Here is a 25,236-nt window from a genome sequence, read left to right as displayed (position 1 = left end):
ATTGTGAAGGGAGTATTCGCATCCTATGGGTATGCTGAAGAAGCAGATTATGAATTAGCAGGTCTTAAAAAAACATGGTTTTCTAACATTGTCCTAATTGATATGCCTGACCATATTCAAGAGTCATCGAAAATTATTGCAGATATTGAGAAAGAAATAGATTCACAAAATTTAGATGTAAAAGACATTGAAGTGAATACTTTCAACTTTGAACATCGTCAACAAGATAATCGTTGGGCGTATATTGCTTCAGATATTTATGATGGAATGGCAGGAAAATCGACTTATCAACTGACAGAAGTTTCTTATAAAGTAAAGAAAGGACATTCATATGTTTCATTTAAAACGGATTCGGATAAACCACCTTCTGAAGAAATAGTTCAAGAAATTGAATTGGCTATACAAAAATATTTAACTTTACCAGAAACGAAAGAGCTAATTAAAAATGACAATTATACGATTCAATTCTTGTTAAAGAATGAAAAATCATTTGTTAAAATAACAAACTAAATAGAAGCCAAACACTTACTTGTGGTGTTTGGCGTTTTAGTTATTTATTTGTATTTAGCACTTGAAAGGTAAACTAGTTCACATTTAAATCGGCTGCGCTCCACATCAGACTGAAAACTATAGGAAAGAGTTTATGAAGGATTGTACTTAAATGAACCGGTTCTTTAGTAGAATAAACTAAAAAGGTTTCTAATCAAAAGCCTCGATTTTTCCTTGTTTGATTGAAGAAATTTACTTGCTTCTTTCAAGTTCTTCGATGCGTTTTTATAAATCTTTTATTTTAGTTCCTTTTGAAGCAATCATTGCCCAAGCTATCGCAAAGGCAATAACTATTATAGTAAAACAAATAATAAGAAGCGCAAAAATTATCATAGGAAATCCCCTTCATATTCACTACAAAAATTGTGACATATAAAATTATTTGTAGCGATAAAGGAAGATAATAAGGGTCACTCGAACCAAAGTGACCCTGAACCACAAAACTAGGAGGTGCAAAGCTAAATTAGCTTTACACTACTATTACTATGATTTGATAGCTATGTTTGTATAGTGATTTGCCTGTAAAATAGATTATTTTAACTTATTTCAGCAGGTGTCCAAACACCCGCTGAAATAAAGGACTCAGTCAAAAAACGCCACATCTTACGAAACAACCTAAAAAATTTTAAAAAGGGTCACATCTAACCAGATGTGGCTTTTTCTTTTGCATTTTATGAAGTGAGGCGAATCATAATTAATGTGCGTTTGAACTCGATGAGAGCAATCCGAAGTGAGGTGGTAGTATGCAATTTACAGATGGCACATGGACATTTGATACAGAAGTGATAGAGGTAGTTGTAAAAAATCCACAAAGAGATGAGCAGGAACGAGAAATGCTGAATGCACTTGCTCGTTATGCGTATAATCGATACAAGCAGATCAGAGATTGTGTGAACCCGCGGAAGTGTAAATACATGAGAGTCGATCAAGTGCGTGAACAATTAAAATCACCTGCAAAGCTACGAAAAGTATGTAATCTATTTAATATGTCTGAGGAAGAAGTGCAGTACATTGTAGATTTTGTGAAAAAGCATTTAAAGTATGTGAAATAAAAAGCTCAAAAGCTAAAAATCACAAAAACAGGACTCGTAGACGGAGTACCTGTTTTTAGTGTTTCTTTTGCTGTATTTGTAGTTGTAAAACTCTAATTCCTACAAATAATACGATCGCTCCAAAAACTTTATAAAGAATGTTCCTTACTACAAAGGTTTCACTCGTAATGCTCATCAATCCACTTCCCAAAAAAATAATTAAAACACCAAAACAACCTAATAAATATCTCAAGGCTTTACCTCCGGACTTTAGCTCACAGTGGAGAATCTTTGTGTAACAAGGCTTCTTGCAAAACTAAACGTGAAAGCGCATGGTCATTGGTTACATAGGGTACTTCGTCTGGCTCAACCCAAATCCTCGACATCGTTTCATGCTCGCGAAGAAATGGGAGACACTCTTGGATATTCATGAAATAAAACATTTGATAACCAATTAAAGGATATTTACCGCCAGCATTAAACAAAGGATTCTCTTCGTGACTGACTTCGATTGCTCCTAAATACTTAATAGGTCCCTTTACATAGCCTTCTTCAATTGCCTCTCTATGCAAGGCTTCTTCTGGTGTTTCGCCATCTTCTATATGACCCCCAGGAAAATTAAATCCTCTCCCATTTACCAGGACCAACAAAACATTTCCGTTATAAAAACAAACGCCATGTACACTTGTTACTTTGCTGTAATCATCAATTTTTTTAATTGGACACCATGTCAATTTAAGATGATGTCCGCTCCAATTGACATAAATCTGGTTGTTCATATACTTCTTTCCCTTTGTTTTAATCTTTATATTTCCATTTTAGTTAATTCTAAGATGAAAGTATAGATATAAAGCCTTCTGAATCCGATCTTGAATCAAATTCAGAAGGTCGGTCAATAGATAGCAGAGATATTATTTCAATAAATGGCCCCATGAAAAGGTACAGAAAACTACCTTGACTCAACTAACGGATGATTTAGTGCAACAAAAGTTGTAACCAGGAGATTACCATTTTACATAAAAACTATACGCTTTGCATTAACCAATTAGTCATTACTATCATTGGCTTTGGCGGATGGTTTCACGAGTTAGCAAATGAGTTTCTTCCGTAAATAATTCTAAAAAATTCATTGCGTGCTTTGCTAAATAGCGATCTTTTGGCCAAATAATGTTTGCCTTGGATTGGATATTACAATTAGCAAACCTAATGATTTTAACACCTTTTATTGGAAATTTATCGAGACTCGTTTTTGGTAATATCGTTATACCCAAGCCTTCACTTATTAAGGAAATAACCATCGCAATATCAATGCACTCACAAATAATATTAGGTTCAAAACCGTGATTTTTAAATTCATCGATTATAATGCGAAACGTACTACAACTAGGATGACGATAAAACGAAAGAAACGGTAAATCTTTTAAGTCTTCCATTCGAATTGGGTTCGGTAGATTCCATTGGGCAGGTGTGGCAAGTACAAATTCCTCGAACTCCAATCCTATCGAAAAAAATTTTTTATCTTCTATTGGTTGTTGCAGTATAGCTAAATCGATTTCTTTATTTAAAAGACTTTTCGTTAAGAAAAATGTATCTCCTTCAATAATTTTAAAACATAAATTAGGGTACCTCTCACGCATTAACTTAATTTTTTCAGGTAGGTAAGATAAACAAGTTTGATCTGAACCGATTGATAATACCCCCTTAAGCCCTTCTCCAACTTCTTTTATTTCCGAAATCGTATCTTTGAAATTAGCTAATAATGCTTTGCCTTTTTCATATAACACCTTTCCTGGTTCAGTAAGCTCCAATGTTCTGCCATTTCGATCCAATAGTTTACAATTTAATTCTTCCTCCATAATTTTTAATTGATTGCTTAGTGGCGGTTGTGCCATATGAAGTCTTTTGGCAGCCTTTGTAATTTGTTTTTCTTCAACAATCGTAATGAAATAATTTAATTGTCTTAAATCCATTACTCTCTCTCACCCCTATACTTAAAATTAAATAGTTTCTGCAATTTGTATACTTATTCTGTATAGTAACATTTTTTAGAGTGTTTTCGTTATATTTGTTAGATATTTCTGATTTTTTAGATAAATAATCTGTGAAACTATAGATTTAGCAAGAGTTTTACGGATTATTAAAGTTCATGTTTTATATGGGTCGTATATAACAAATAAAGTACGATTATATCTAAAACGTATATATATTAATTTTTAATATATATTTTTAGTATTTATCATTTCTTAAAATAAATGGTATTCTTTTGAATAACTTAAGTCACAAATTTCTGCTTAATGTAGTGTTTAATCTCCAAAAGATGTTTTTATCTTTTTTGCTTTTGGTATTTTCGAAAAATAAAGTATTACAAGAAATATCAAATGTATTTATTTTTGTTACACTTTTTTATCGGAGGCTATACATACCGTCATTTAAAAGGGGATGCGGTTTTATAGGTATAAAAATTATTAAGGGGTGTAGTATTTATGAAAAAGACTTTATTGTCTCTTTTCCTATTGGTGGGGGCACTATTGATGGTAGCATGTAGTTCGTCTTCGGATTCGGAAAAAGGTGATGCATCTTCCTCTAGTTCTGGTACTGAAGCATCAGCAGATTCAATCAAAATAGCTGGAATCTTCTCTGCATCTGGTGGGGCAGCTGCTCTAGGGGAGCCAGAAATGCAAACGCTTAAAATGTTAGTAGATCAAAAAAATGCGGATGGAGGCATTAACGGTCGAAAAATTGACTTAGTAACTTATGATGATAAATCTGACCAAAATGAAGCCATACTTTCGATGAAAAAAGCTTTAACACAAGACAAGGCATCGATTGTTATCGGAGGGACAACAAGTGGTAACTCATTAGCGATGTTACCTTTGGCGGAGCAAAATCAAGTGCCTTACATTTCAGTTGCTGCTAGTAAACAAATTTATATGAATGAAGATGGACAAGCACGAAAATGGGTATTCAAAATGCCGCAAGATGATCAACAAGCTGTGGAGCGGATTTTACAATATTTAAAAGATAATAACTTAACAAAAGTTGCTTGGTTAAACGTTGCGAATTCTTTTGGAACTGGTGGCCATGAAGAATTTGTTCAACACATGGAAAAATACGGTGTGGAATCAGTAATTGAAGATGAATTTGAAGCGACAGTTACAGATGCAAAACCACTATTAACTCGTGTAAAAAAAGCAAATCCAGATGCAATAATTGTATGGGGCACCGTACAAGAGTCAGCAGTTGTCATTAAAAATATTCGTGAATTAGCGCTAGATATACCAGTTCTTGCAAGTCATGGTGTTGCAACGGACCAATTTATCGAAGTAGCTGGTGCTGCAGCAAACGATGTGGTGTTGCCAACTGGTAAATTACTAATTTCGGATAAATTAGAAGATTCAAATCCACAAAAAGAATTATTAATAGCGTATAACGATGCTTTTACAGCAAAATACAATAAGCCAGCAAGTACATTCGGTGCATATGCAGCAGATGCTTTCTCCATTGCTATGAAAGCGATTGAAGCAAAAGGTAGTGATAGCGCGGCTCTTCGAGATTACATTGAGCAAGATCTAGGTGAATATGTAGGCTTGACAGGAACATTTAACATTACCGCGGATAATCATATGGGATTGAGCTCGGATAGCTTTGCGATGGTACGAATTATAGACGGTAAATGGACTTTAGAAGATAAATAAAAATAATATAAATTCAATGAACAGTGGTGTCTTTCCATCACTGTTCATTCATTATCAGCTTAGTAACCTCGAAATGAAATGGAGTGAACGGAATTATGGAAACGTATTCTCAAATATTGCAATTATTATTTTCAGGTTTAACCATAGGAGCCATTTATGCGTTGATTGCGGTTGGATTTGTCATTATCTATAACGTGACAGGCATCCTTAATTTTGCACAAGGCGAATTTGCTATGTTTGGTGCATTAATCAGTATTTCACTGGTGAAAGCTAATCTACCATTATGGTTAGCCATTATTTTAAGTATCGTCATGGTGGCGGCAATTGGTGCTGTATTTGAACGGACAGCCATTCATACAGCCCGTAAATCATCCATGACAACACTCATAATCATTACAATCGGTGTATCAATTGCATTTCGAGGTATTGCGATTTTAATTTGGGGAACGCAGGCCCAATCATTACCGCCGTTTACGGATAATACACCTATCAAATTTTTTGAAGCTGTGTTACTTCCGCAAAATCTGTGGGCGATTGGACTTTCAATCGTCATTTTAATCGTAATGATGTACTTCTTTAACTATACATTTACAGGGAAATCGTTAACAGCCTGTGTTGTAAATCCTTTTGCTGCGCGCTTGATGGGCATCAATCCAAATAAAATGTCATTGCTTGCTGTTGTTGTAAGTGCTGGTGTGGGGGCTTTAGCAGGTACAGTTATCGCACCAATTTCCGGGGCATCCTACGATATGGGGATGATGCTTGGCATAAAAGCGTTTGTAGCTGCGGTTGTTGGTGGTTTAACAAATGCACCAGCCGCAATTGCTGGCGCCTTTCTCATTGGAATTATTGAAGCGTTTACTGAAGGGTTATGGTCATCTGGTTTAAAAGATGTAGTGAGTTTTTCTTTATTGCTATTAATTTTATTTGTAAAACCAGAAGGTCTGTTTGCAAAAGCTTCTGGAAAACGTGTATAGGGAGGTTACAACTATGAACAAAAAAAGCTTAAAGCTAATCTATAATAACAGCTTAGTTGGGCCAAGTATTTTTTTCGCTCTACTATTTTGTATCCCGCTAGTTGGATCTAATTATACACTCGCTATTTTTACGATGATTGGGTTTTATGCATTAGTATGTATAGGTTTAACGATGCTAACGGGCTATGCTGGACAAATTTCGCTAGGACATGCGGCCTTTTATGGAATTGGTGCCTACACGTCTGCTTATATGACAGCTACATTAGGGTTATCTCCTTGGCTGGCGATAGTGGTAGGAGCACTCATTTCTGCCCTTGTTGCATTATTAATTGGCATTCCCACATTTAAGTTGAAAGGCTATTATTTGGCGTTAGCAACACTAGGGTTTGGCATTATTGTTTACACAGCATTTAAGGAATTAACATTTATTACAGGGGGCTCGAATGGCTTCTTTGGTATACCTTCTATATCGTTATTCGGCTTTGAATTTGTTACGGATCAAAGTTACTTCTATCTTATTTGGCTATTTGTTTTTATGGCACTCATTTTCTCACGGAATATTATTCACTCAAGAATTGGGCGTGGCTTACGTTCGATAGAGGGGAGTGAGATTGCGGCAGATGCCGTTGGTGTAAATTTAATGAAATACAAATTACAAATTTTTGTGACAAGTGCTATTTTCACATCTATTTCTGGTTCACTATTAGCGCATTATGTATCATTTATTAATCCAAATTTATTTACAGCCAATACCTCGATTTATTTATTAATAATGGTGATTATCGGTGGATTAAATAATATTTGGGGTGCGATTGTCGGCTCAGCTACTTACGTTCTACTGGGTGAACTATTAAAACACTATGTACCAGTAATCTTCCCTAACATTGGAGGGGAATTTGAAATCGTTTTCTTCGGTTTATTGCTAGTTTTAACGTTAATTTATATGCCTAATGGCTTAGTTCCTCAATTTATGAAAATTGTTGGGAAGTTTAAGAAGAAAGAACGTCCTGCACCAATAGCGTTCACAATCGATACACGAGCTACAGGAGGTAAAACAAATGACTAACAAAGAGCTTATCTTAAGTGTAGAAAACTTAACGAAAGTATTTGGAGGAGTTGTTGCTGTAGACAATGTATCCTTCACTATTAATAAAGGTGAAATATTCGCAGTTATTGGTCCTAATGGTGCAGGGAAAACAACACTTTTCAATATGATAACAGGGGTATTGCCAAGTTCATCGGGGAATGTCTATTTCCAAGGTAAGCGGTTAACAAGAAAAAAGCCTTATCAAATTGCACAAGCAGGTGTAACAAGAACATTTCAGAACTTAGAAGTTTTCCATAATATGACCGTCATCGAGAATGTGATGACCGGTGCACATATTGCGATGAAAACAAATATTTTAACAGCCGGATTACGTTTACCCACTGTCTTGAAAGAAGAAGTTTATACGATGGAGAGAGCATTACAAAGTTTAAAAGATGTAGGGATTGCTGAGTTTGCCTATGAAATGGCCGATAAATTACCTTATGGCAGCCAACGACTTCTTGAAATTGCACGTGCAGCGATTTCAAAGCCTCAACTCATTTTATTAGATGAACCAATGGCAGGCCTAAACGCTGAGGAATCAAGGCAATTAGTCGAGGTCATTTTAAAAATGCGCGCAGAGGGAATGACTTTTTTATTCGTCGAGCATGATATGGAAACTGTTATGTCTATTTCAGATCGTTTAGTTGTTGTAGATAATGGGGTCAAGATTGGGGAAGGTACACCCGAAGAGATTTATAAAAATCCTAAGGTTGTGGCAGCATACTTAGGCGATGATGAAGCGGAAGAAGGTGTTGTCTATGCTTAAAGTCGAAAATTTACATACTTATCATGGGCATTTACATGTTCTTGAAGGTATTGATTTTGAACTAGTAGAAGGGGAGTTATTATCGATTGTCGGATCAAATGGTGCAGGGAAAAGTACGCTCCTTGGAACGCTAGCGGGTGTGTATTCACCGAGTGAAGGAAAAATTGAATACAAAGGATTAGAAATTACGAAAGATGGCGTGCAAAAGACAGTTTCCAATGGGATATGTTTAGTCCCAGAACGAAGACAGATTTTTTCTTCATTGTCTGTAAAGGACAATCTGATGCTTGGTGCCTATCATCGCTATAGTAGAGATAAGAAAACTGTTCATCGAGATTACGAGGAAATTGTAGAATTATTTCCACGCTTAAAGCAAATGCTTAATCGCCCAGGTGGTTTACTTTCAGGTGGAGAACAGCAAATGGTGGCAATTGGACGAGGCTTAATGGCCAATCCGAAAGTCTTAATGCTTGATGAACCATCATTAGGACTAGCCCCTCTAATCGTCAAAGACATTATGACTATTTTACGTAGATTATGTGATGAACGAGGTGTCACGATCATTTTGGTTGAACAGAATGTGAAAGCTGCATTGAAGGTGGCTGATCGTGCCTGTGTTTTAGCCCATGGCAAGATGGCTATTTCAGGTTCGGCGCAAGAGTTATTGAATGACCCGAAAATTCAAGAAGCGTACTTCGGCAAACCGCAAACAAAATCGAAAGATATCATACAGGTATAAAATAACTTCATAAAGATTCCTCCTAGTTACATGTAGTGTATCACCACCCACGTACTAGTGAGGGATTTTAGCGTGCCAAAAAAGATGTGAGAAACCTTTTTAACGCTAAAAAGGCCACTCACATCTTCCTCTTATTCGATGAAATTTTCATTTTTACGATAAACCATTGCCTCCATTGTTGCGCATAATTCATTGTTGCTCCAAACATTAATGCGATACCAGGCTAAACGATTTGTTTTTTTAATTTCTTCTGCGATTGCTGTTAGTTGGTGTTCTTTCATGCCTGCGCTCATGTAATGTATTGTATTCGTTACACCAACAGCTGTCTTACCATAAGAATTACTAGCTGCCGCAAAAGCGTAGTCTGCTAAAGAGAAGATGATACCTCCATGTACTGTACCATGTGTATTTAGCATATGAGGTGTGGGAGAAAGTGTCACCTTTGCAAACCCTGCTTTTAATTCTACTAATTCTATGCCTAAATAATTTGCGTAGGGTTCCTTTTTTAATGCTTTAAAAATATCGTCATAATATTCTTCGTGTTGTTGAATCTCTGTTAACGTCATGTAAACTCCCCTTTACTTTTAAAATTAATTTCTACCATTCGCGTAAATGTAACATACAAAAAATAATACAAAATACAAACGAATGAAAATAAAATGAAATATAAAACAAATTTAACACCTATTATTTAAAAAGTAAACGTATTAATGTAGTTTTGTAGAATTATTATGCATTTACGTTTAATTTATTGTAAGTGAATTTAATTAACCTTTGTAAATAGCGGCTTTGAAAGGTTATTTCATTAAATTGTTTTTTATATTTATAGGTATATAGCATTTGAGAGAAAATGCTCAATAACGAATTAATTAATAACTATAAGTAGATAAAATAAAAAATATTGACAATTCAGACAAATACGTTTATCTTAAAATTAATTACGGAATATTAACTTCCGTTTTTAATTTGTTACATAAAGAAGGGGCTTTGTGTGACAGGTTGTAATAACATAAGGGGGCTAGGAAATGTATCATCTAGAAATAGAAACAGCTTCAAGGGGAGAAATGGAAAAGATTCAACTAGAGCGTTTACAAGCAACGGTTGAAAAAGTTTATAACAACACGCCTTTCTACAAGGAACAGTTTGATCAGCTTGGGGTTAAACCGGTTGATATTCAAAGTTTAGAAGATATTCGTAAATTGCCATTTACTAAAAAAGTAAATTTGCGTGAGCAATATCCATTTGGACTTTTTGCCGTTCCGATGGACGATGTAGTCCGCATTCACGGTTCTTCAGGAACTAGTGGAAAACCAACAATTGTCGGTTATACAAAAAATGATATCGATGTATGGTCGGGACTTTTAGCTCGCGCTATTGTTACCGCAGGGGGACGCAAATCAGATATTTTTCATAATGCATATGGGTATGGTCTATTCACTGGTGGAATGGGTTTACACTATGGAGCCGAAACATTAGGCGCGGCAGTTGTACCAATCTCAGGTGGAAATACTGAACGTCAAATTACATTAATTGAAGATTTTAAACCACGAGGCATTGCTGGAACACCTTCTTATATTCTAAACATCGCTGAAAAGATGGAGGAAATGGGGATCGATCCAGCAACGAATGGGATTGAATATGGGATCTTTGGTGCAGAACCTTGGTCAGAGGAAATGCGCCGTGCCATAGAGGATAAATTAAAAATTCGCGCAATGGATATTTATGGTTTAAGTGAAGTGATGGGCCCTGGAGTATCGATTGAATGCTATGAAGCACAAGATGGTTTACATATTGCAGAAGACCATTTCTTCGTTGAAGTTATCGATCCGGATACATTAGAGCCCGTAGCTGATGGTGAAGATGGTGAATTGGTTATTACGAGTTTAACGAAGGAAGCGTTACCAATTATTCGTTATCGTACTGGTGATATTACATCGATAACACGTGAAAAATGTAAATGTGGTCGTACAACAATGCGTATGGCACGTGTTAAGGGACGAACGGATGATATGTTAATTATTCGTGGAGTCAATGTTTTCCCATCTGAAATCGAGCGCGCGTTGTTGCAAATTGAAGGTTTGGCACCACACTATCAAATCCATTTATTGAAAAAAGGAAATATGGATGCAATCGAACTACATGTTGAATTAACACCAAAATTATATGAAAAAGTAGGAGGTGATCTAAGCCATCCGCTTATTCATTTACTAACAAAGGAAATTAAGCACGATTTGAAAAATGCATGCTTAATTTCCGTTAGTCTTGTCATTGAAAATATTGGCTCTATTCCACGCTCTGAAGGAAAAGCAATTCGTGTAATAGATAGAAGGAAGGAACAGAAGGAGGTTTTTCAATGATCGATCCTAAGCGAATAAAAGACGTGACAATTATAGGAGGGGGTCCTGTTGGGATGTTTGCAGCCTTCTATGGTGGTATGCGAGGCATGAGCGTCAAAATTATCGAAAGCCTTCCTCAATTAGGTGGTCAATTAGCTGCTCTTTATCCAGAAAAATATATTTATGATATTGCGGGTTTTCCAAAGATTCGCGCACAAGATCTTATCTGTAATTTAAAAGAGCAAATGAATACTTTCCCAGTAGATGTCTGTACGAATGAATCTGTACAAACAATCGAAAAAGATGAAAACGGTATTTTCAAGATTAAAACTACAATGGATATTCATTATTCTCGTACAATACTGATTACTGCTGGAAACGGTGCTTTTAAAGTTCGTAAGCTTGAATTAGATAAGGATGAAAAGTACGCACAAAGTAATTTACATTACTTCATTAATGATCTCAATGCTTTTAAAAATCGAAACGTGATGGTTTTTGGTGGTGGTGATTCAGCAGTCGATTGGGCAATGATGCTAGAACCAATTGCTAAAAAAGTTTCTATTGTCCACAGACGTGATAAATTTCGTGCACATGAACATAGTGTAGAAAATTTAATGCAATCTTCTGTTGAGGTGATTACACCTTATGTACCCGAAGAACTCATAGGGGAAGGGCACGTTACACATGTCAAATTAAAGCATGCAAAAGATGAAACACTCCAACCGATTTACGGAGTCGATGATATTATCGTGAACTTTGGTTTTGTTTCGTCGTTAGGTACCATAAAAGACTGGGGCTTAGAAATTAGTAAAAACTCCATCGTTGTTAATTCGCGTATGGAAACGAACATTCCAGGTATGTATGCGGCAGGTGACATTTGCACATATGATGGGAAAGTAAAATTAATTGTCAGTGGTTTTGGAGAGGCGCCTACTGCTATTAGTAACGCCAAAGTATACATTGACCCAACATCTAAAGTGCAACCGTTGCATAGTACCAGTCTAATGGAAGAAAAAAAGAAACAACTTACCTGACGCTGTAGGTTTTTGAAAGGAATAAGTATATGGCGAAATTCACAAGAGTAGACCAACATACATGCATTGCATGTGGGGCCTGTGGCGCATCGGCTCCGGATATTTTTGACTATAATGATGAAGGATTAGCATTTGTTATTTTAGACAATAACCAAGGTTGTGAAGAAATTCCGATAGATTTATATGATGATTTAGAGGATGCAATGGAAGGCTGCCCAACAGAATCCATTAAAGTAGCGAATAATATGGAGGTCCTGTTGGAGAAGTAATTTTTTTGCCCTCTAACATAACATAATAATAACGTTTGTTAGAAAATAGTTATATGAGGAGGCTTTTACTATGAGTGTAGCTACACAATTATCTGAACAAGAATTACAAGAGCAATTTGAGGCGCGTATTGCTGCAGGTGAAAAGATTGAAGTAGATGATTGGATGCCAGAAGAATATCGCTTAGCACTAATCAAATTAATTTCGATGCATGGTATTAGTGAAATTATGGGCGCTCTTCCTGAAAAAGAATGGGTTCCTAAAGCACCTACTTTATATCGCAAGCTAGGGATTATGGCAAAGGTTCAAGATGAGATGGGCCATGGTCAATTATTATTGCGCGTAGCAGAAGATTTGTTAAAACCATATGGTAAAAATCGTGGAGATTTAATGATTGATTTATTCGAAGGACGTCTTAAGTTCCACAATGTATTCCATATGGAAACGAAATCGTGGGGAGACGCAGGTTTAATTGGCTGGCTTGTAGATGGTTCGGCCATTATTTCACAAACAAACATGTTAGGTTCTTCATACGGACCTTATGCGCGTGCTTTACAACGTATTTGTGCAGAAGAAGTATTCCATGCCCAACACGGTGAAGCCATTATTATGGCATTAGCAGAAGGTACACCAGAGCAACGAGCACTAGTGCAAGACGCGTTAAATCGTTGGTGGGAATCACTCTTATTTTTCTTTGGCCCAGCATCAAAAGACACAACAGGTTCGAGTAAGCAAGATGTAACAATAAAATATAAAATTCGTGTCTTAACGAATGAAGAATTACGTCAAAGCTTTTTAACAAAATACATTCCACGTATTCAATCGCTGGGCTTAACTGTGCCAGACCCAACTTTGCACTTTGATGAAGCTCAAAATAAATGGATTTACCAACAGCCAAACTGGGAATATTTCAAAAAAATCCAACGCAATGAAGGTCCATGTTCACAAGAACGCTTAGCACTTCGTCGTTCATCTTACGAAAAGAACGCTTGGGTACGAGAAGCCTTAACGGCATTAGCAAATTAACTTTTTAGAGAAAGGGGTATTATCGTGGAAAAACAATCTTTCTATCAAGAATTTGAAGTCTTTAGTAAACGAACATCCACATCACATTTTCAGCATCAATTTAGTCTTTTAGCTCCAAATGGAGAGATGGCGCTAGTGATGGCACAGGAAAACTTTATGCGCCGCGAGCCCGTGGTAGACATTTGGGTAGTTAATCGTAAACATTTACACGGTCTAACACAAGACAGCAAACAAGCACTGCAGCGCTTAGACAATAAAGATTACCGTACAACAAAAGGTTATGGCTATTTAAAGAAAAAATGGCGTCATTATGAACAAGTCATGCTAGATGAAAAAGAAATCCTATCTTGGGCTGGAGGAGGGAAGAAAGATGAATAAAGAAGTAACGCCTGAATATAAAAAAGCAGTTATTACATTACTTTATCAATTAGCGGATGATGATTACTTATTTTCTTATCGCGGCTCTGAATGGCTTGGGCTGGCGCCGCATATTGAGGAAGACGTAGCGTTCTCATCTATTACACAAGATACAATGGGGCATGCAAAATTATATTACACACTTTTAGAAGAACTTGGCGAAGGCGTATCTGATTCATTAGCCCAGCTTCGACCAAAAGAAGAACGTTGTAATTGCCTACTTGTAGAACGTCCAAATGGAGAAGGTTACTACAAAGAAGCGCCGGATTATGACTGGGGATATGCAGTAGCACGTAATTTTGTCTATACAACGGCGAAAAAAGCGAAAATTGATGCACTAAAAGCAAGCAGTTATGCGCCTCTCCAAGAAGTTGCTGTGAAAATTAGTGCCGAACTGTATTATCATCAGATGCATTGGACAGCATGGTTTACTCAATTATCTACAGCAACAGAAGAATCACGATCACGCATGATGACAGCTTTACAAGAAGTGATAAAAGATGCTGGTGATTTATTGTCATTTGGCAAATCAGCTACTCATATAGCAGCGTTTGAATTAATCGTGTCAGAAGCGGCCATAAAAGAACGTTGGTTGGCCATTGTAACATCAACTTTTGAAGCAGTAGAAATCGCTATACCTGTATTACCAGAAACAATCATCAATGGTCGCAACGGACAACATACAGATGATCTAACATCGGCAATCGAAACGATGTCAGAGGTGTATCGTTCTAATTTAGCGGCAAGCTGGTAAGGAGGATAACGATGACAACTACTGATCTGCACGAAGCGCGCATCTATGAGGTACTTGATACAGTGAAGGACCCTGAAATTGATACGGTGAGTATTATTGACCTTGGTATGATTGAGCGTGTGCAAGTGAATGATGGTCATCTACGTATTGAAGTGTTACCAACATTTTCAGGATGTCCTGCGCTGACAATTATTCAGCAAAATATAAAAAAGGCCGTCGAACAACTAGAAGACATTCGTGAAGTGAGTGTCGTGTTTATAAATAATCCTATTTGGACTTCTGATCGTGTAACAGAGAAGGGACGAGAAGGACTAAAACAATTCGGTATCGCCCCACCACCTCGTTTTTTAAAAGAAGATGGCTCTTGGCATGTAGACTGCCCGTACTGTGGCTCTACATATGTCACGCTTGAAAATATTTTTGGTCCAACAGCGTGCCGCAGTATTTTATATTGCAAAAGCTGTAAGAATCCATTTGAGGCAATGAAATTAATTTCTACTTCGATGTAGACAAAGGAGCGTATTTTACTATGGCAAAATTAATCGCGTTATATAAACATCCTGTTGATAAAGCGGCATTTGATGAGCATTACGAAAAAGTTCATACACCAATAACTGCAAAAATCCCAGGCTTACGTGAAATGAATGTAACAAAATTTAATTCCACTCCGATGGGGACAGAAACGCCATATTACTTAATGTGTGAAATGATATATGATAGCGCGGAAGATTTAAAGAATGGACTACGATCACCAGAAGGGAAAGCATCAGGTAAAGATCTAATGAGCTTTGCGAGCGATATCGTCACATTAATAATTGGTGAAGATGCGAAATGACAGCATTCACATTTATTGAAGTAACGATTGACAGTGGGATAGGGTATATCAACTTAAACCGTCCTCGCCAATACAATTCATTAAATCGCGCAATGGTTAATGAAATTGTGCAGGCGATGGAATTGTTTGATCGTAACGAAGATGTACAAGTCATTGTTTTAGCCGGAAATGGAAAAGCGTTTTCATCCGGTGCAGATATTGACGAAATGGCGGCAGACAATACGATTCGTTTAGAGTTATTAAATCAATTCGCTGATTGGGACCGTCTAGGGCAAATTAAAAAGCCTATTATCGGCAGTGTTAAAGGGTTCGTTTTCGGTGGAGGCTTTGAATTAGCCCTTTGTTGTGATGTATTAATCGCCGCAGAGGGCACAGAATTTAGCTTCCCAGAAATAAACCTTGGCGTTATGCCCGGTGCGGGTGGTACACAGCGCTTAACAAAATTAGTAGGGCGAACGAAAGCATTAGAGTGGATTTGGAGCGCAGCGAGGATTACTGCTGATGAAGCGCTCGCATATGGCATCATCAACAAGGTTGTACAACCAGAGATATTAATAGAAGAAACACATAAAACAGCGATGATGCTCGCACAAAAACCTGCCCTCGCTTTACGTCTTATTAAAGAAGCTGTTAACAAAGCTGTAGACTACTCACTTTATGAAGGCATGCAATTTGAACGAAAAAATTTCTATCTATTATTCTCTTCAGAAGATCAAAAAGAAGGCATGCAAGCATTCGTTGAAAAACGTCAACCGAACTTTAAGGGGAGATAACTATGTTTGAAACCATTCAATACGAACTAAAAGAATCCGTAGCTTATATTTCATTAAATCGTCCTGACACATTAAATGCGTTCACTGCTCAGATGAATCATGAAATTCGTACTGCCATCAAACAAGCATCTGTAGATGATGTAGTACGTTGTATTGTACTTCGTGGTGAAGGACGTGCATTTTGCTCAGGTCAAGATCTTTCAGTTATTGGTGAAAATACAAAACTTGGTGATATTTTAACAGATTATTATGGTCCGATGGTTCAACAGTTACATAGCTGTGAAAAACCGATTATCGCGGCTGTGAATGGTGCGGCTGCAGGTGCTGGCTTTAGTTTAGCGCTTGCTGCGGACTTCCGATTAATGTCGGAAAATTCCTTCTTTATGAATGCCTTTATTCATGTAGGCTTAATTCCGGATTCAGGGAATTTATACTACTTAAAACGATTGGTTGGCGATGCTAAGGCACTTGAAATTTCCGTGCTTGGTCAACGCATTAAAGCAGAGGAAGCCAAACAATTAGGGTTAACAACTGCTGTCTATAGCAATGAAACATTTGAAGAAGACGTGCATACATTTGCTCAACAGATTGTCCAGTTACCGACAAAAGCGATCGGGCTTATTAAACGTAATATCAAGGCAGCAGAACATTTAAAGTTCGATGACTTCCTTGTTTACGAAGCACAAAGTCAAAGTATCGCCGGAGCGACGGATGATCATCAAGAAGGTATGAAAGCATTTACGGAAAAAAGGCAGCCTCAATTTAGCGGACAATAAAAAGGAGTGAATGACAATGACACAGCAAGTACAAGAGAAAGTATCAGTGAAACGCGATTTTTATCATTTAATTATTAATGGTGAAAAAGTGGAGAGTAGTAATGGTGAGACATTCGAAACGATTAATCCTGCGACGGGTGAAGTCGTAGCGACTGTCGCAAAAGCTTCTCGGGAAGACGCAGAGCGTGCGGTGCAAGCAGCTCGCGAAGCGTTTGATTATGGGAAATGGAAGCAATATCCTGTTAATCGTCGTGCACAGGTGCTCCATAAGATTGCTGCTCTTATGCGTTCTCGCTTTAATGAAATCGTAGAGCTTGAGATGCTTGATACAGGGAAATCGCTTGGCACAGCGCAGGGCCAAGTAAACCAAGCGATAGAAGATTTCGAATTTTATGCAGGCGCGATTGTTGGTCATCGTGGAGCAGTTAATAATATGCCAGGCCAATTCCATAATTACACGGAAAAAGAGCCTGTCGGCGTATGTGCACAAATTGTTCCTTGGAATTACCCGCTTATGATGGCCGCTTGGAAGATTGCTCCAGCCATTGCCGTTGGTTGTTCCGTTATTGTTAAACCAGCTTCTTTAACGCCTTTAACAGTGATCGTGTTAGGTGAAATTTGCTTAGAAGCAGGTGTACCAGCAGGGGTCGTTAACATCGTTCCTGGTTCCGGTAAAGATGTAGGAAATTACTTAGTAGAACATCAGCAAGTCGATAAAGTAGCCTTCACAGGTTCAACACCAGTCGGCAAAGGAATTATGGAAAAAGCTTCTCAAACATTAAAACGCGTTACATTAGAGCTAGGCGGGAAATCACCGAATCTAGTGTTCGAAGATGCAGATATCGATGCGGCGGTAGATGGTTCACTATATGGCATTTTCTATAACTCAGGGCAATCTTGTGAGGCACGTTCCCGCTTATACGTACACAAAGACATTTATGATGAGTTTTTAGAGAAATTTGTTGCCAAAACAAAAGCAATTAAACTTGGTGATCCATTCGATAAAGGTACTCACATGGGAGCAATTATCGACCAAGAACAATTGAACACTATCGATGGCTATGTGAAATCTGCTATTGAAGAAGGGGCAACTATTTTAACAGGTGGCAAAGTGGCGGCGGTAGAAGGCTTCGAAAATGGTTTCTGGTATGAACCAACTATTATTACAGACGTAACTCAATCCATGAAAGTTGTTTGTGAAGAAATATTTGGTCCAGTAGTTGTTGTAATGCCATTTAGCGATGAAAAAGAAGCCATTCGACTAGCGAATGATTCAGAGTTTGGTTTAGGCTCAGCGGTTTGGTCTAAAGACGGAGCACGTGCTACTCGTGTAGCCAATCAAATTCAAGCAGGAATCGTGATGGTCAATTGTCCATTCTCCGCAATGCCAGGTACCCCATTTGGCGGATATAAACAATCTGGTTTCGGACGTGAGCTATGTATCGAAACATTAGACTTATATACTGAGACGAAAAGTATCATTTCATATTATGGTAGCCGCCCATTAAATCCACTAGGCGTCTAACCACCACAAAAACCATATGCGATGAGATATCCCCACTCTTCGTATATGGTTTTCACAATAAGGAGGTTCTTTAATGAAAAAAGTTATTGTCATCGGATCCGGGGTTATGGGACGGGGCATTGCCTACGTAAGCGCAGTCAGTGGTTTTGAAACCGCTATTATAGACATTAACGAACAGGCATTACAAAATGCCCAAAATGAAATTATATCTATTTTCGAAAAATCTGTTGTACGCGGAAAATTAACAGCGCAGCAAGCGCAAGAAGCAACGTTACGTCTAACTTATGTGACAGACTTAGCAACTATCGCAAATAAAGCAGATTTAATCATTGAAGCTGTACCCGAAAAAAGGGACATTAAACGAGCTGTCTTTGAGCAAATGGAACAGTTTGCATCCCCCCACTGTTTATTTGCAACAAATACCTCAACAATGAGTCCAACAGAAATTGCTTCTTATGCCAAACGACCTGAACAAACCATTGCGATGCACTTTTTTAATCCTGTGCATAAAATGGAACTTGTTGAGATTATTAGAGGCTTGGAAACAAGTGATGAGACAGTACAGACCATCTGTGAAATTGCTAAACAAATGGGTAAACAAACTGTCGTTATTAATGAGTTTCCAGGTTTTGTGACAAGTCGTATAAGTGCACTCGTTGGTAATGAAGCTTTTTATATGTTACAGGAAGGCTTAGGTAGTCCTGAAGACATCGATAAAGCCATTAAACTTGGCTTGAATTATCCAATGGGGCCATTCGAATTAGTCGATTTAGTCGGCCTTGATGCACGTCTGAATAATTTACGTTATTTACATGAAAAGCTCGGTGAAAAATACCGCCCAGCACCACTGCTCGAACAGTATGTACAAGCCGGACGTTTAGGCCGAAAGAGTGGGAAAGGTGTTTATGACTATAGCGAGCAAAAAGAGGTGGTGAAAAAATGACTGAAGTCGTGATTGTAGATGCTGTGCGAACACCTATTGGTCGTTATAAAGGTGCATTAAAAACTGTTCGGCCGGATGATTTAGCTGCTATTGTCATTAAGGCACTTATAGAACGTAACCCAAAGGTGCCAGTCAAACAAATTGAGGATGTTATTTTCGGAAATGCCAATCAAGCGGGAGAAGATAATAGAAATGTCGCCCGTATGGCTGCATTACTTGCTGAGCTACCAATAGAAGTCGGAGGAACAACCATTAATCGCCTTTGTGGTTCAGGTATGGATGCTATACATTGTGCAGCTCGTGCTATTAAAAGTGGCGAAGGTGATATTTTTATCGCAGGTGGTACGGAAAGTATGACACGTGCACCGTTTGTCATGGGGAAACCGGAAGTGGATTATCCGAGAGGCGATCAAAAAATGTTTGATACAACAATCGGCTGGCGTTTTACAAACCCTAAATTGCAAAGCATGTATGGAGCGGATACTATGCCCCAAACTGCTGAAAACGTAGCTAAACGTTTTAATATTAGTCGCGAGGATCAAGATGCATTTGCATTTGAAAGCCAACAACGTGCGAAAAAAGCGATTGCCACAAACCGTTTCGCAGAAGAAATCGTACCTGTATACGTGAAAGATAAAAAAGGAAATGAGATCATCGTGGATACAGATGAACATCCACGCCCCGATACAACATTAGAAGCACTTGCTAAACTACGACCTATTTTTGAAAATGGGACGGTTACAGCTGGTAATGCTTCTGGTGTAAATGATGGTGCCTCAGCACTATTACTAATGAGTGCGGAAAAAGCAAGAGAGTTAGGTATAACACCTTTAGCACGATATATAACAGGTGCTGTTGCAGGATTAGAGCCTGCTGTTATGGGTTTAGGCCCTATCTATTCTTCAAAAAAAGCATTACAACGAGCTGGCCTAACAACAAATGACATTGGTTTATATGAAATAAATGAAGCATTTGCTTCCCAAGCAATAGAATCCATGAAGCAGCTTGAACTAAATCCTGCACAAGTTAATGTCAATGGAGGCGCTATAGCATTTGGTCATCCACTAGGTGCAAGCGGTGCCCGAATAGTGACCACATTACTTTACGAGATGAAAAAACAAAACGTACAATATGGCCTTGCTTCCATGTGTATTGGTGTTGGGCAAGGTATCGCAACGATTATTGAAAATATGGAATGATAATTAAAAACGGCACAATCAATGTGCCGTTTTTTTCTGAAATAGATTTAACATCTTTCAGCAGGTGTCCAAACACCTGCTGAAAGATGTAAATGCCTCCGGCGGATGTCACGGAATCGGAAAGGAGTTCTTTGTACTAGCACAAAGCCGATTCCAGACGCAATTATGCCGAGGCATAATTGATTAGAAAAGGAGAGTTTGCAAATGAAAAGTATTTCATTTAGAATAGAAAATTATATTGCTTATGTAACAATAAATCGTCCAGAGGTGTTAAATTGTTTCAACTATGATACTTTATCTCAACTGCAACAAGTAGTAGACGAATTACATATAGCTGAGAATGTCCGCGCTGTTATTTTTACAGGTGCGGGCGAAAAGGCATTTAGTGCGGGTGCAGATTTAAAAGAACGAAAAACATTAACAACGCAAGAAGTACGTCGGAACGTTCGAGCCATTCGAGACGTGTTTAATAGTATAGCAAATTTACCGCAACCAACTATTGCAGCAGTTAATGGGCATGCACTAGGCGGGGGATTTGAATGGTTATTAGCATGTGATTTTGCGATTGCAGTTAACGAGGCACTACTCGGATTAACTGAAACAAGTTGGGCAATTATTCCTGGTGCAGGTGGTACGCAGCGATTACCGCGATTAATCGGCGAAATGAAAGCGAAAGAAATGATTTTAACAGCGGCGAAAATTACAGCTACAGAGGCAGCAACACTTGGCATCATTTTAAAATCAGTGCCTCGTGAGGCTTTGTTAGATGAATGTAAATCACTCGCAATGCGGATTATGCAAAATGGCCCTGTCGCTGTGCGTCAAGCAAAATATGCCATTACACAAGGAATGAATACCGATCTACAAACGGGTCTTGCTATCGAATCAAAGGCATATGAGTTAGTCATTCCGACAGAAGATCGTCTTGAAGCTTTACAGGCATTCAGTGAGAAACGGCAACCTGCATTTCAAGGAAAATGAGTTAGAAAGTAGAGGGAGAGAATGGGCGCAAATACACAGTCGATGATTTTTACGCTCTATGGCGATTATATTATGCATTACGGTTCAAAAATTTGGATTGGAAGTCTGATTCGTTTATTGAAGGAATTTGGTCACACAGAGCAAAATGTACGCGTTTCAGTATCTAGAATGGTCAAACAAGGATGGCTGCAATCAGAAAAACGAGGGAACCGAAGTTATTATTTTTTAACAAAACGCGGTGAAAAACGAATGCAAGAGGCAGCAAATCGTATTTTCAAATTAAAGCCGACTAAATGGGATGGAAAATGGAGACTTTTAATGTACTCTATTCCTGAAGACAAGCGTCAAATTCGAGATGAATTACGCAAAGAGCTCTTATGGAGTGGATTTGGCTCCTTTTCGAATGGTTGTTGGATATCTCCAAATAATTTAGAAGAAGAGGTTAATCTCCTCATTCAAAAATATGATATTGCTAATCATGTAGACTTTTTTACAGCCGAATATATCGGCCCTCATGATCATGAAACGTTGATTGAAAAAAGCTGGTCGTTAGCTGAGATTGAAGCACGTTATGAAAAGTTTATGGATCAATATAGTAAGCAATATATTGTACATCAAAGTGCGATCTCAAGAAAAGAAATGTCGGATGCGGAGTGTTTTGTAGAGCGTACAAATCTTGTTCATGAATATCGTAAATTCTTATTTATCGATCCTGGACTGCCACAAGAATTATTACCGCCTATGTGGAGTGGAAATCATGCTGCGCTTTTATTTCAAGAATATTATAATTTATTGGAAGGTCCATCTTGCCGTTTCTTTGAAGACATATTCCATGCAGATAATTAAAAAGCGGAAAAAAGCTTGTCCATTTGGATAAGCTTTTTTCTGTCTACAGGATCATAATAGAAGATGTTATTTTGGCAACGTGCTGTCCGTTTTGGAAAACTGACGCCTCTACATAGCATGTTTTTCGTCCTTTTTTGACTATTGTTGATTCAATCATAGCCGTTCCAATTTGAAGCGGTCGTAAAAATGTTGTTTGCAAATTGATCGACGCGAATCCTTGATTTCTATCTAATATAGAACCCATCGAATAGGCCATTGTAATATCTGCTGCAGATGTGATGAAACCACCCATCACGACTTTATGCCCATTTAAAAAGCGTTCATCAACCTTCCAAGAGCAAACGGCTTCACCTGCATTAGCTGATTTTACTTGGATACCTAACGTTTTATCACACGCTGGTGGTTCAACTTCTCCGTCAATTACTCTTTTTAAATCGATCATGGTCAAGATTGAACACTCCTAACTGAGTCTTTGAAATTATTCAGTAATGCCCGATTTAGACATTGCTGAGCATCTTCCATCATAGTCTCTATAAGAGTAGCAACAGTTGGTAAATCTTGAATGACTCCTGCAATTTGGCCGCTATTCATAAAACCGCCTTGCTCATTACCTTCAATGGCTCCTTTTATATGATATGTTTCAGATGTACGTTCCTGATAGTCAGAAAGTGTTATACCTTTTGCTTCATCAGCAAGAAGTGAAGAGGCGTAAGGTGAACATAACACACGGCGAACCTGTCCAACCGTGCGTCCTAGAATGACTGTTTCTACATCGGTTGCATCAAGTAGCCTTTGTTTATAGGTCGGATGAACTGGCATTTCCTGTGTGGCAATAAAGCGTGTTCCCATCTGTACACCGGCTGCTCCAAGCATTAACACAGCTGCTAATCCGCGTCCATCACCAACACCACCTGCTGCCACAACAGGTACAGAAACCGCATCAACTACTTGAGGAATTAGCGTAAAGGTTGTCAATTCTAGATTGGAGTTAATTCCTGCAGCTTCGTAACCTTCTGCAACGATCACATCCGCCCCGCCTTGCACAGCTTTAATAGCATGTTTCACAGAGGCCACAACAGCAATCACACGGATATGATGAGCATGTAATTTCTCTATATATAATGCTGGATTACCTGCCGATAATGAAACGACCGGTACGTTATGTGTAATAGCCAAATGAAATAATTCTTTTGTATAAGGATTGACATTGATTGGCACATTAAGAGCAAATGGTTTTTGCGTTAATTGCTTCGTCGCTATAATGCGTTCTTCAACTTCCGCTGGTGTCATTGTCCCACAGCCGATTGTCCCTAAGCCACCTGCATTTGATACAGCTGCCACGAGTTTGGGACTGCTGATATTGCCCATTCCTCCTTGGATAATAGGATATTGAATTGCTAATACAGAACATAATTGATTCAAAAATAGCACCTCCGTTTAAAATATGTTATACTAAATTCTAGCAAAATATTCAGATGAATGAAAGGATGATTTTTATGGAGATTACATACGCTTTAAAAAAGCCAAATGTTCATGAATCAGTATTTCAGGCGCCGGGCACGTATATTATTGGAGATGTTACGGTTGGTGAACAATCGTCAATTTGGTTTAACGCCGTACTACGCGGGGATGAAGATAGCATTACCATTGGAAAACGTTGCAGTATTCAAGATAATACAACCATTCATTTATTTGAAGGTGCTCCAGTTGTTGTAGAAGATGAAGTAACTGTAGGTCATCAAGTAGTCTTACATGGATGCAAAATTGGTCGCCGTTCGATCGTTGGTATGGGTTCTGTCATTTTAGATCATGCTGAAATCGGGGAAGAATGCATTATTGGTGCAAACACACTTATTACACAAGGCTCGAAAATACCACCACGATCATTGGTCGTTGGCTCACCAGGTAAAGTCATACGCCAGCTGCAAGATAAAGATATTGAGTTAATTCAGTTATCAATCGACACGTATGTCCAAAAGGGAAAAGAATTTAAAGACATAATGGCAGATTAAAATGTTCAGGCTCTTGTTTTGTTAAAAGTGGGTTATCATTTCTCATCCTATTACTCTATATAGTATTATTATCTTTAGGATGAAGGAGTGTGAAAATATGAGATTCATTAAATTCCTAATAATATTTTTTGTTTTCCTCGGTGTTATTGGTTATGGAGCGTATCATTATGGTACTAAGTTTGTATCTAATAAGTTAGTGGAGACGGTTTCAACAGAATTAGAGAATAGTGGAGAAATCGATGAAATAAAAAATACAATTGAACGTGACCCTGAATTAAAAGCATTTATGGAAGAGGCGAAAACAGCAGATAGCAGCAAATTGCCGTTTACGACAAAAGAAGATGCCACAAAAGTATTAATTCAAAAGGTGGGTGTCTCTGAGCTTAATAATATTCGAGAAAAAGTACAAGACGGTTCAATGACGAAGGAAGAGGTTCTTCAAGAAGTTCAAGGGAAACTTACAGACGAAGAAATTATGGCACTAAAAGTAATCGTCTATAAAGAATTATATAAATAAAACATCTATATCTCATTAGGAGAAATACTGAGGGACTTGCTACAATAGCAAGTCCTCTTTTTATGTGCGCCCGGCATGCGTATGAACTATAGGGTGCAAGTCCCGAACCCCGAAGACAGAAGTAGAGGTTAGCCAAGAGCAAGGGTGT

At 38.0% G+C, this 25,236-nt stretch carries 30 protein-coding genes; 24 read left to right on the top strand and 6 right to left on the bottom strand.

Features of this window, described 5'->3' with window-relative positions; genetic code table 11:
- The first annotated feature begins 3 nt into the window (after positions 1–3).
- Both ACIQXF_RS17355 and ACIQXF_RS17350 read left to right on the top strand, forming a co-directional pair.
- On the top strand, positions 4–510 hold the full coding sequence (locus ACIQXF_RS17355) for a DUF4030 domain-containing protein (RefSeq protein ID WP_402785138.1): 507 nt from the start codon (positions 4–6) through the stop codon (positions 508–510).
- A 782-nt stretch (positions 511–1,292) separates the two neighbouring features.
- Entirely contained in the window at positions 1,293–1,601 is a 309-nt protein-coding gene (locus ACIQXF_RS17350; RefSeq protein ID WP_402785135.1) for a hypothetical protein, read from the top strand.
- Between the two features lie 55 nt (positions 1,602–1,656).
- Here ACIQXF_RS17350 and ACIQXF_RS17345 read toward each other — a convergent pair whose 3' ends face one another.
- The 3 genes from ACIQXF_RS17345 to ACIQXF_RS17335 form a co-directional block, all read right to left on the bottom strand.
- Entirely contained in the window at positions 1,657–1,833 is a 177-nt protein-coding gene (locus ACIQXF_RS17345) for a hypothetical protein (protein ID WP_402785132.1), read from the bottom strand.
- 22 nt (positions 1,834–1,855) lie between these two features.
- Positions 1,856–2,359 carry an NUDIX domain-containing protein gene (locus tag ACIQXF_RS17340; RefSeq protein ID WP_402785129.1) on the bottom strand — a complete coding sequence of 168 codons (504 nt, stop codon included), beginning with the start codon at positions 2,357–2,359 and terminating at the stop codon, positions 1,856–1,858.
- Positions 2,360–2,638: 279 nt separating this feature from the next.
- Entirely contained in the window at positions 2,639–3,550 is a 912-nt protein-coding gene (locus ACIQXF_RS17335) for a LysR family transcriptional regulator (RefSeq protein ID WP_402785128.1), read from the bottom strand.
- 513 nt (positions 3,551–4,063) lie between these two features.
- Here ACIQXF_RS17335 and ACIQXF_RS17330 point away from each other — a divergent pair.
- From ACIQXF_RS17330 to ACIQXF_RS17310, 5 genes are all read left to right on the top strand, one after another.
- Positions 4,064–5,275, top strand: coding sequence for an ABC transporter substrate-binding protein (locus ACIQXF_RS17330; RefSeq protein ID WP_402785125.1), 1,212 nt, complete (start codon positions 4,064–4,066; stop codon positions 5,273–5,275).
- 95 nt (positions 5,276–5,370) lie between these two features.
- The gene (locus tag ACIQXF_RS17325; protein ID WP_402785122.1) at positions 5,371–6,252 is read left to right on the top strand and encodes a branched-chain amino acid ABC transporter permease; all 882 of its coding nucleotides are present in this window, start codon (positions 5,371–5,373) and stop codon (positions 6,250–6,252) included.
- A gap of 13 nt (positions 6,253–6,265) precedes the next feature.
- Positions 6,266–7,318: a branched-chain amino acid ABC transporter permease gene (locus ACIQXF_RS17320; protein ID WP_402785119.1), complete on the top strand. Its 1,053-nt coding sequence runs from the start codon at positions 6,266–6,268 to the stop codon at positions 7,316–7,318.
- On the top strand, positions 7,311–8,108 hold the full coding sequence (locus tag ACIQXF_RS17315; protein WP_402785116.1) for an ABC transporter ATP-binding protein: 798 nt from the start codon (positions 7,311–7,313) through the stop codon (positions 8,106–8,108). The genes ACIQXF_RS17320 and ACIQXF_RS17315 overlap by 8 nt, the downstream gene beginning before the upstream one ends.
- Positions 8,101–8,847: an ABC transporter ATP-binding protein gene (locus ACIQXF_RS17310; protein ID WP_402785112.1), complete on the top strand. Its 747-nt coding sequence runs from the start codon at positions 8,101–8,103 to the stop codon at positions 8,845–8,847. The genes ACIQXF_RS17315 and ACIQXF_RS17310 overlap by 8 nt, the downstream gene beginning before the upstream one ends.
- Before the next feature lie 131 nt (positions 8,848–8,978).
- On the opposite strand, the gene ACIQXF_RS17305 is transcribed toward ACIQXF_RS17310, so the two are convergent.
- Positions 8,979–9,413 carry a PaaI family thioesterase gene (locus ACIQXF_RS17305; RefSeq protein ID WP_402785109.1) on the bottom strand — a complete coding sequence of 145 codons (435 nt, stop codon included), beginning with the start codon at positions 9,411–9,413 and terminating at the stop codon, positions 8,979–8,981.
- Between the two features lie 459 nt (positions 9,414–9,872).
- Here ACIQXF_RS17305 and ACIQXF_RS17300 point away from each other — a divergent pair, with 459 nt between their 5' ends.
- From ACIQXF_RS17300 to paaX, 15 genes are all read left to right on the top strand, one after another.
- Positions 9,873–11,204, top strand: coding sequence for a phenylacetate--CoA ligase family protein (locus ACIQXF_RS17300; RefSeq protein WP_402785106.1), 1,332 nt, complete (start codon positions 9,873–9,875; stop codon positions 11,202–11,204).
- Positions 11,201–12,217: an NAD(P)/FAD-dependent oxidoreductase gene (locus ACIQXF_RS17295; protein ID WP_402785103.1), complete on the top strand. Its 1,017-nt coding sequence runs from the start codon at positions 11,201–11,203 to the stop codon at positions 12,215–12,217. Before ACIQXF_RS17300 ends, ACIQXF_RS17295 begins: the two co-directional genes overlap by 4 nt.
- Positions 12,218–12,246: 29 nt before the next feature.
- Positions 12,247–12,486, top strand: coding sequence for a ferredoxin (locus tag ACIQXF_RS17290; RefSeq protein WP_402785100.1), 240 nt, complete (start codon positions 12,247–12,249; stop codon positions 12,484–12,486).
- A gap of 70 nt (positions 12,487–12,556) precedes the next feature.
- Positions 12,557–13,510: a 1,2-phenylacetyl-CoA epoxidase subunit PaaA gene (gene paaA / locus ACIQXF_RS17285; protein WP_402785097.1), complete on the top strand. Its 954-nt coding sequence runs from the start codon at positions 12,557–12,559 to the stop codon at positions 13,508–13,510.
- Positions 13,511–13,534: 24 nt separating this feature from the next.
- Complete coding sequence (gene paaB, locus ACIQXF_RS17280) at positions 13,535–13,888, top strand: 1,2-phenylacetyl-CoA epoxidase subunit PaaB (protein ID WP_402785094.1); 354 nt, start codon at positions 13,535–13,537, stop codon at positions 13,886–13,888.
- Positions 13,881–14,681, top strand: a complete 801-nt coding sequence (paaC, locus tag ACIQXF_RS17275; RefSeq protein ID WP_402785091.1) for a 1,2-phenylacetyl-CoA epoxidase subunit PaaC — start codon at positions 13,881–13,883, stop codon at positions 14,679–14,681. The genes paaB and paaC overlap by 8 nt, the downstream gene beginning before the upstream one ends.
- An 11-nt stretch (positions 14,682–14,692) precedes the next feature.
- On the top strand, positions 14,693–15,190 hold the full coding sequence (gene paaD / locus ACIQXF_RS17270) for a 1,2-phenylacetyl-CoA epoxidase subunit PaaD (protein ID WP_402785088.1): 498 nt from the start codon (positions 14,693–14,695) through the stop codon (positions 15,188–15,190).
- A gap of 20 nt (positions 15,191–15,210) precedes the next feature.
- Positions 15,211–15,516 (top strand): EthD family reductase, encoded by a 306-nt coding sequence (locus tag ACIQXF_RS17265; RefSeq protein ID WP_402785085.1) that lies wholly within the window; start codon positions 15,211–15,213, stop codon positions 15,514–15,516.
- Positions 15,513–16,289, top strand: a complete 777-nt coding sequence (locus ACIQXF_RS17260) for an enoyl-CoA hydratase/isomerase family protein (protein ID WP_402785082.1) — start codon at positions 15,513–15,515, stop codon at positions 16,287–16,289. The genes ACIQXF_RS17265 and ACIQXF_RS17260 overlap by 4 nt, the downstream gene beginning before the upstream one ends.
- A 2-nt stretch (positions 16,290–16,291) precedes the next feature.
- On the top strand, positions 16,292–17,065 hold the full coding sequence (locus tag ACIQXF_RS17255) for an enoyl-CoA hydratase-related protein (protein WP_402785079.1): 774 nt from the start codon (positions 16,292–16,294) through the stop codon (positions 17,063–17,065).
- Between the two features lie 16 nt (positions 17,066–17,081).
- On the top strand, positions 17,082–18,590 hold the full coding sequence (locus ACIQXF_RS17250; protein ID WP_402785076.1) for an aldehyde dehydrogenase family protein: 1,509 nt from the start codon (positions 17,082–17,084) through the stop codon (positions 18,588–18,590).
- Positions 18,591–18,663: 73 nt separating this feature from the next.
- On the top strand, positions 18,664–19,533 hold the full coding sequence (locus ACIQXF_RS17245; protein ID WP_402785073.1) for a 3-hydroxyacyl-CoA dehydrogenase: 870 nt from the start codon (positions 18,664–18,666) through the stop codon (positions 19,531–19,533).
- On the top strand, positions 19,530–20,732 hold the full coding sequence (locus tag ACIQXF_RS17240; protein WP_402785070.1) for an acetyl-CoA C-acyltransferase: 1,203 nt from the start codon (positions 19,530–19,532) through the stop codon (positions 20,730–20,732). Before ACIQXF_RS17245 ends, ACIQXF_RS17240 begins: the two co-directional genes overlap by 4 nt.
- A 204-nt stretch (positions 20,733–20,936) precedes the next feature.
- The gene (locus tag ACIQXF_RS17235; RefSeq protein WP_402785067.1) at positions 20,937–21,713 is read left to right on the top strand and encodes an enoyl-CoA hydratase-related protein; all 777 of its coding nucleotides are present in this window, start codon (positions 20,937–20,939) and stop codon (positions 21,711–21,713) included.
- Positions 21,714–21,734: 21 nt separating this feature from the next.
- Positions 21,735–22,559 carry a phenylacetic acid degradation operon negative regulatory protein PaaX gene (paaX, locus tag ACIQXF_RS17230; RefSeq protein ID WP_402785064.1) on the top strand — a complete coding sequence of 275 codons (825 nt, stop codon included), beginning with the start codon at positions 21,735–21,737 and terminating at the stop codon, positions 22,557–22,559.
- Positions 22,560–22,602: 43 nt separating this feature from the next.
- Here paaX and ACIQXF_RS17225 read toward each other — a convergent pair whose 3' ends face one another.
- Positions 22,603–23,001: a PaaI family thioesterase gene (locus tag ACIQXF_RS17225; protein WP_402785253.1), complete on the bottom strand. Its 399-nt coding sequence runs from the start codon at positions 22,999–23,001 to the stop codon at positions 22,603–22,605.
- A gap of 2 nt (positions 23,002–23,003) precedes the next feature.
- Positions 23,004–23,981, bottom strand: coding sequence for an NAD(P)H-dependent flavin oxidoreductase (locus ACIQXF_RS17220; protein ID WP_402785061.1), 978 nt, complete (start codon positions 23,979–23,981; stop codon positions 23,004–23,006).
- A gap of 74 nt (positions 23,982–24,055) precedes the next feature.
- Here ACIQXF_RS17220 and ACIQXF_RS17215 point away from each other — a divergent pair, with 74 nt between their 5' ends.
- Both ACIQXF_RS17215 and ACIQXF_RS17210 read left to right on the top strand, forming a co-directional pair.
- Positions 24,056–24,571: a gamma carbonic anhydrase family protein gene (locus ACIQXF_RS17215; RefSeq protein ID WP_402785058.1), complete on the top strand. Its 516-nt coding sequence runs from the start codon at positions 24,056–24,058 to the stop codon at positions 24,569–24,571.
- A 97-nt stretch (positions 24,572–24,668) separates the two neighbouring features.
- The gene (locus ACIQXF_RS17210) at positions 24,669–25,088 is read left to right on the top strand and encodes a hypothetical protein (protein ID WP_402785055.1); all 420 of its coding nucleotides are present in this window, start codon (positions 24,669–24,671) and stop codon (positions 25,086–25,088) included.
- Positions 25,089–25,236: the final 148 nt, after the last annotated feature.

Source organism: Lysinibacillus sp. NPDC097231 (genome assembly GCF_044761885.1).
GTDB lineage: Bacteria > Bacillota > Bacilli > Bacillales_A > Planococcaceae > Lysinibacillus.
This window is presented reverse-complemented; position numbering and strand designations above follow the sequence as displayed.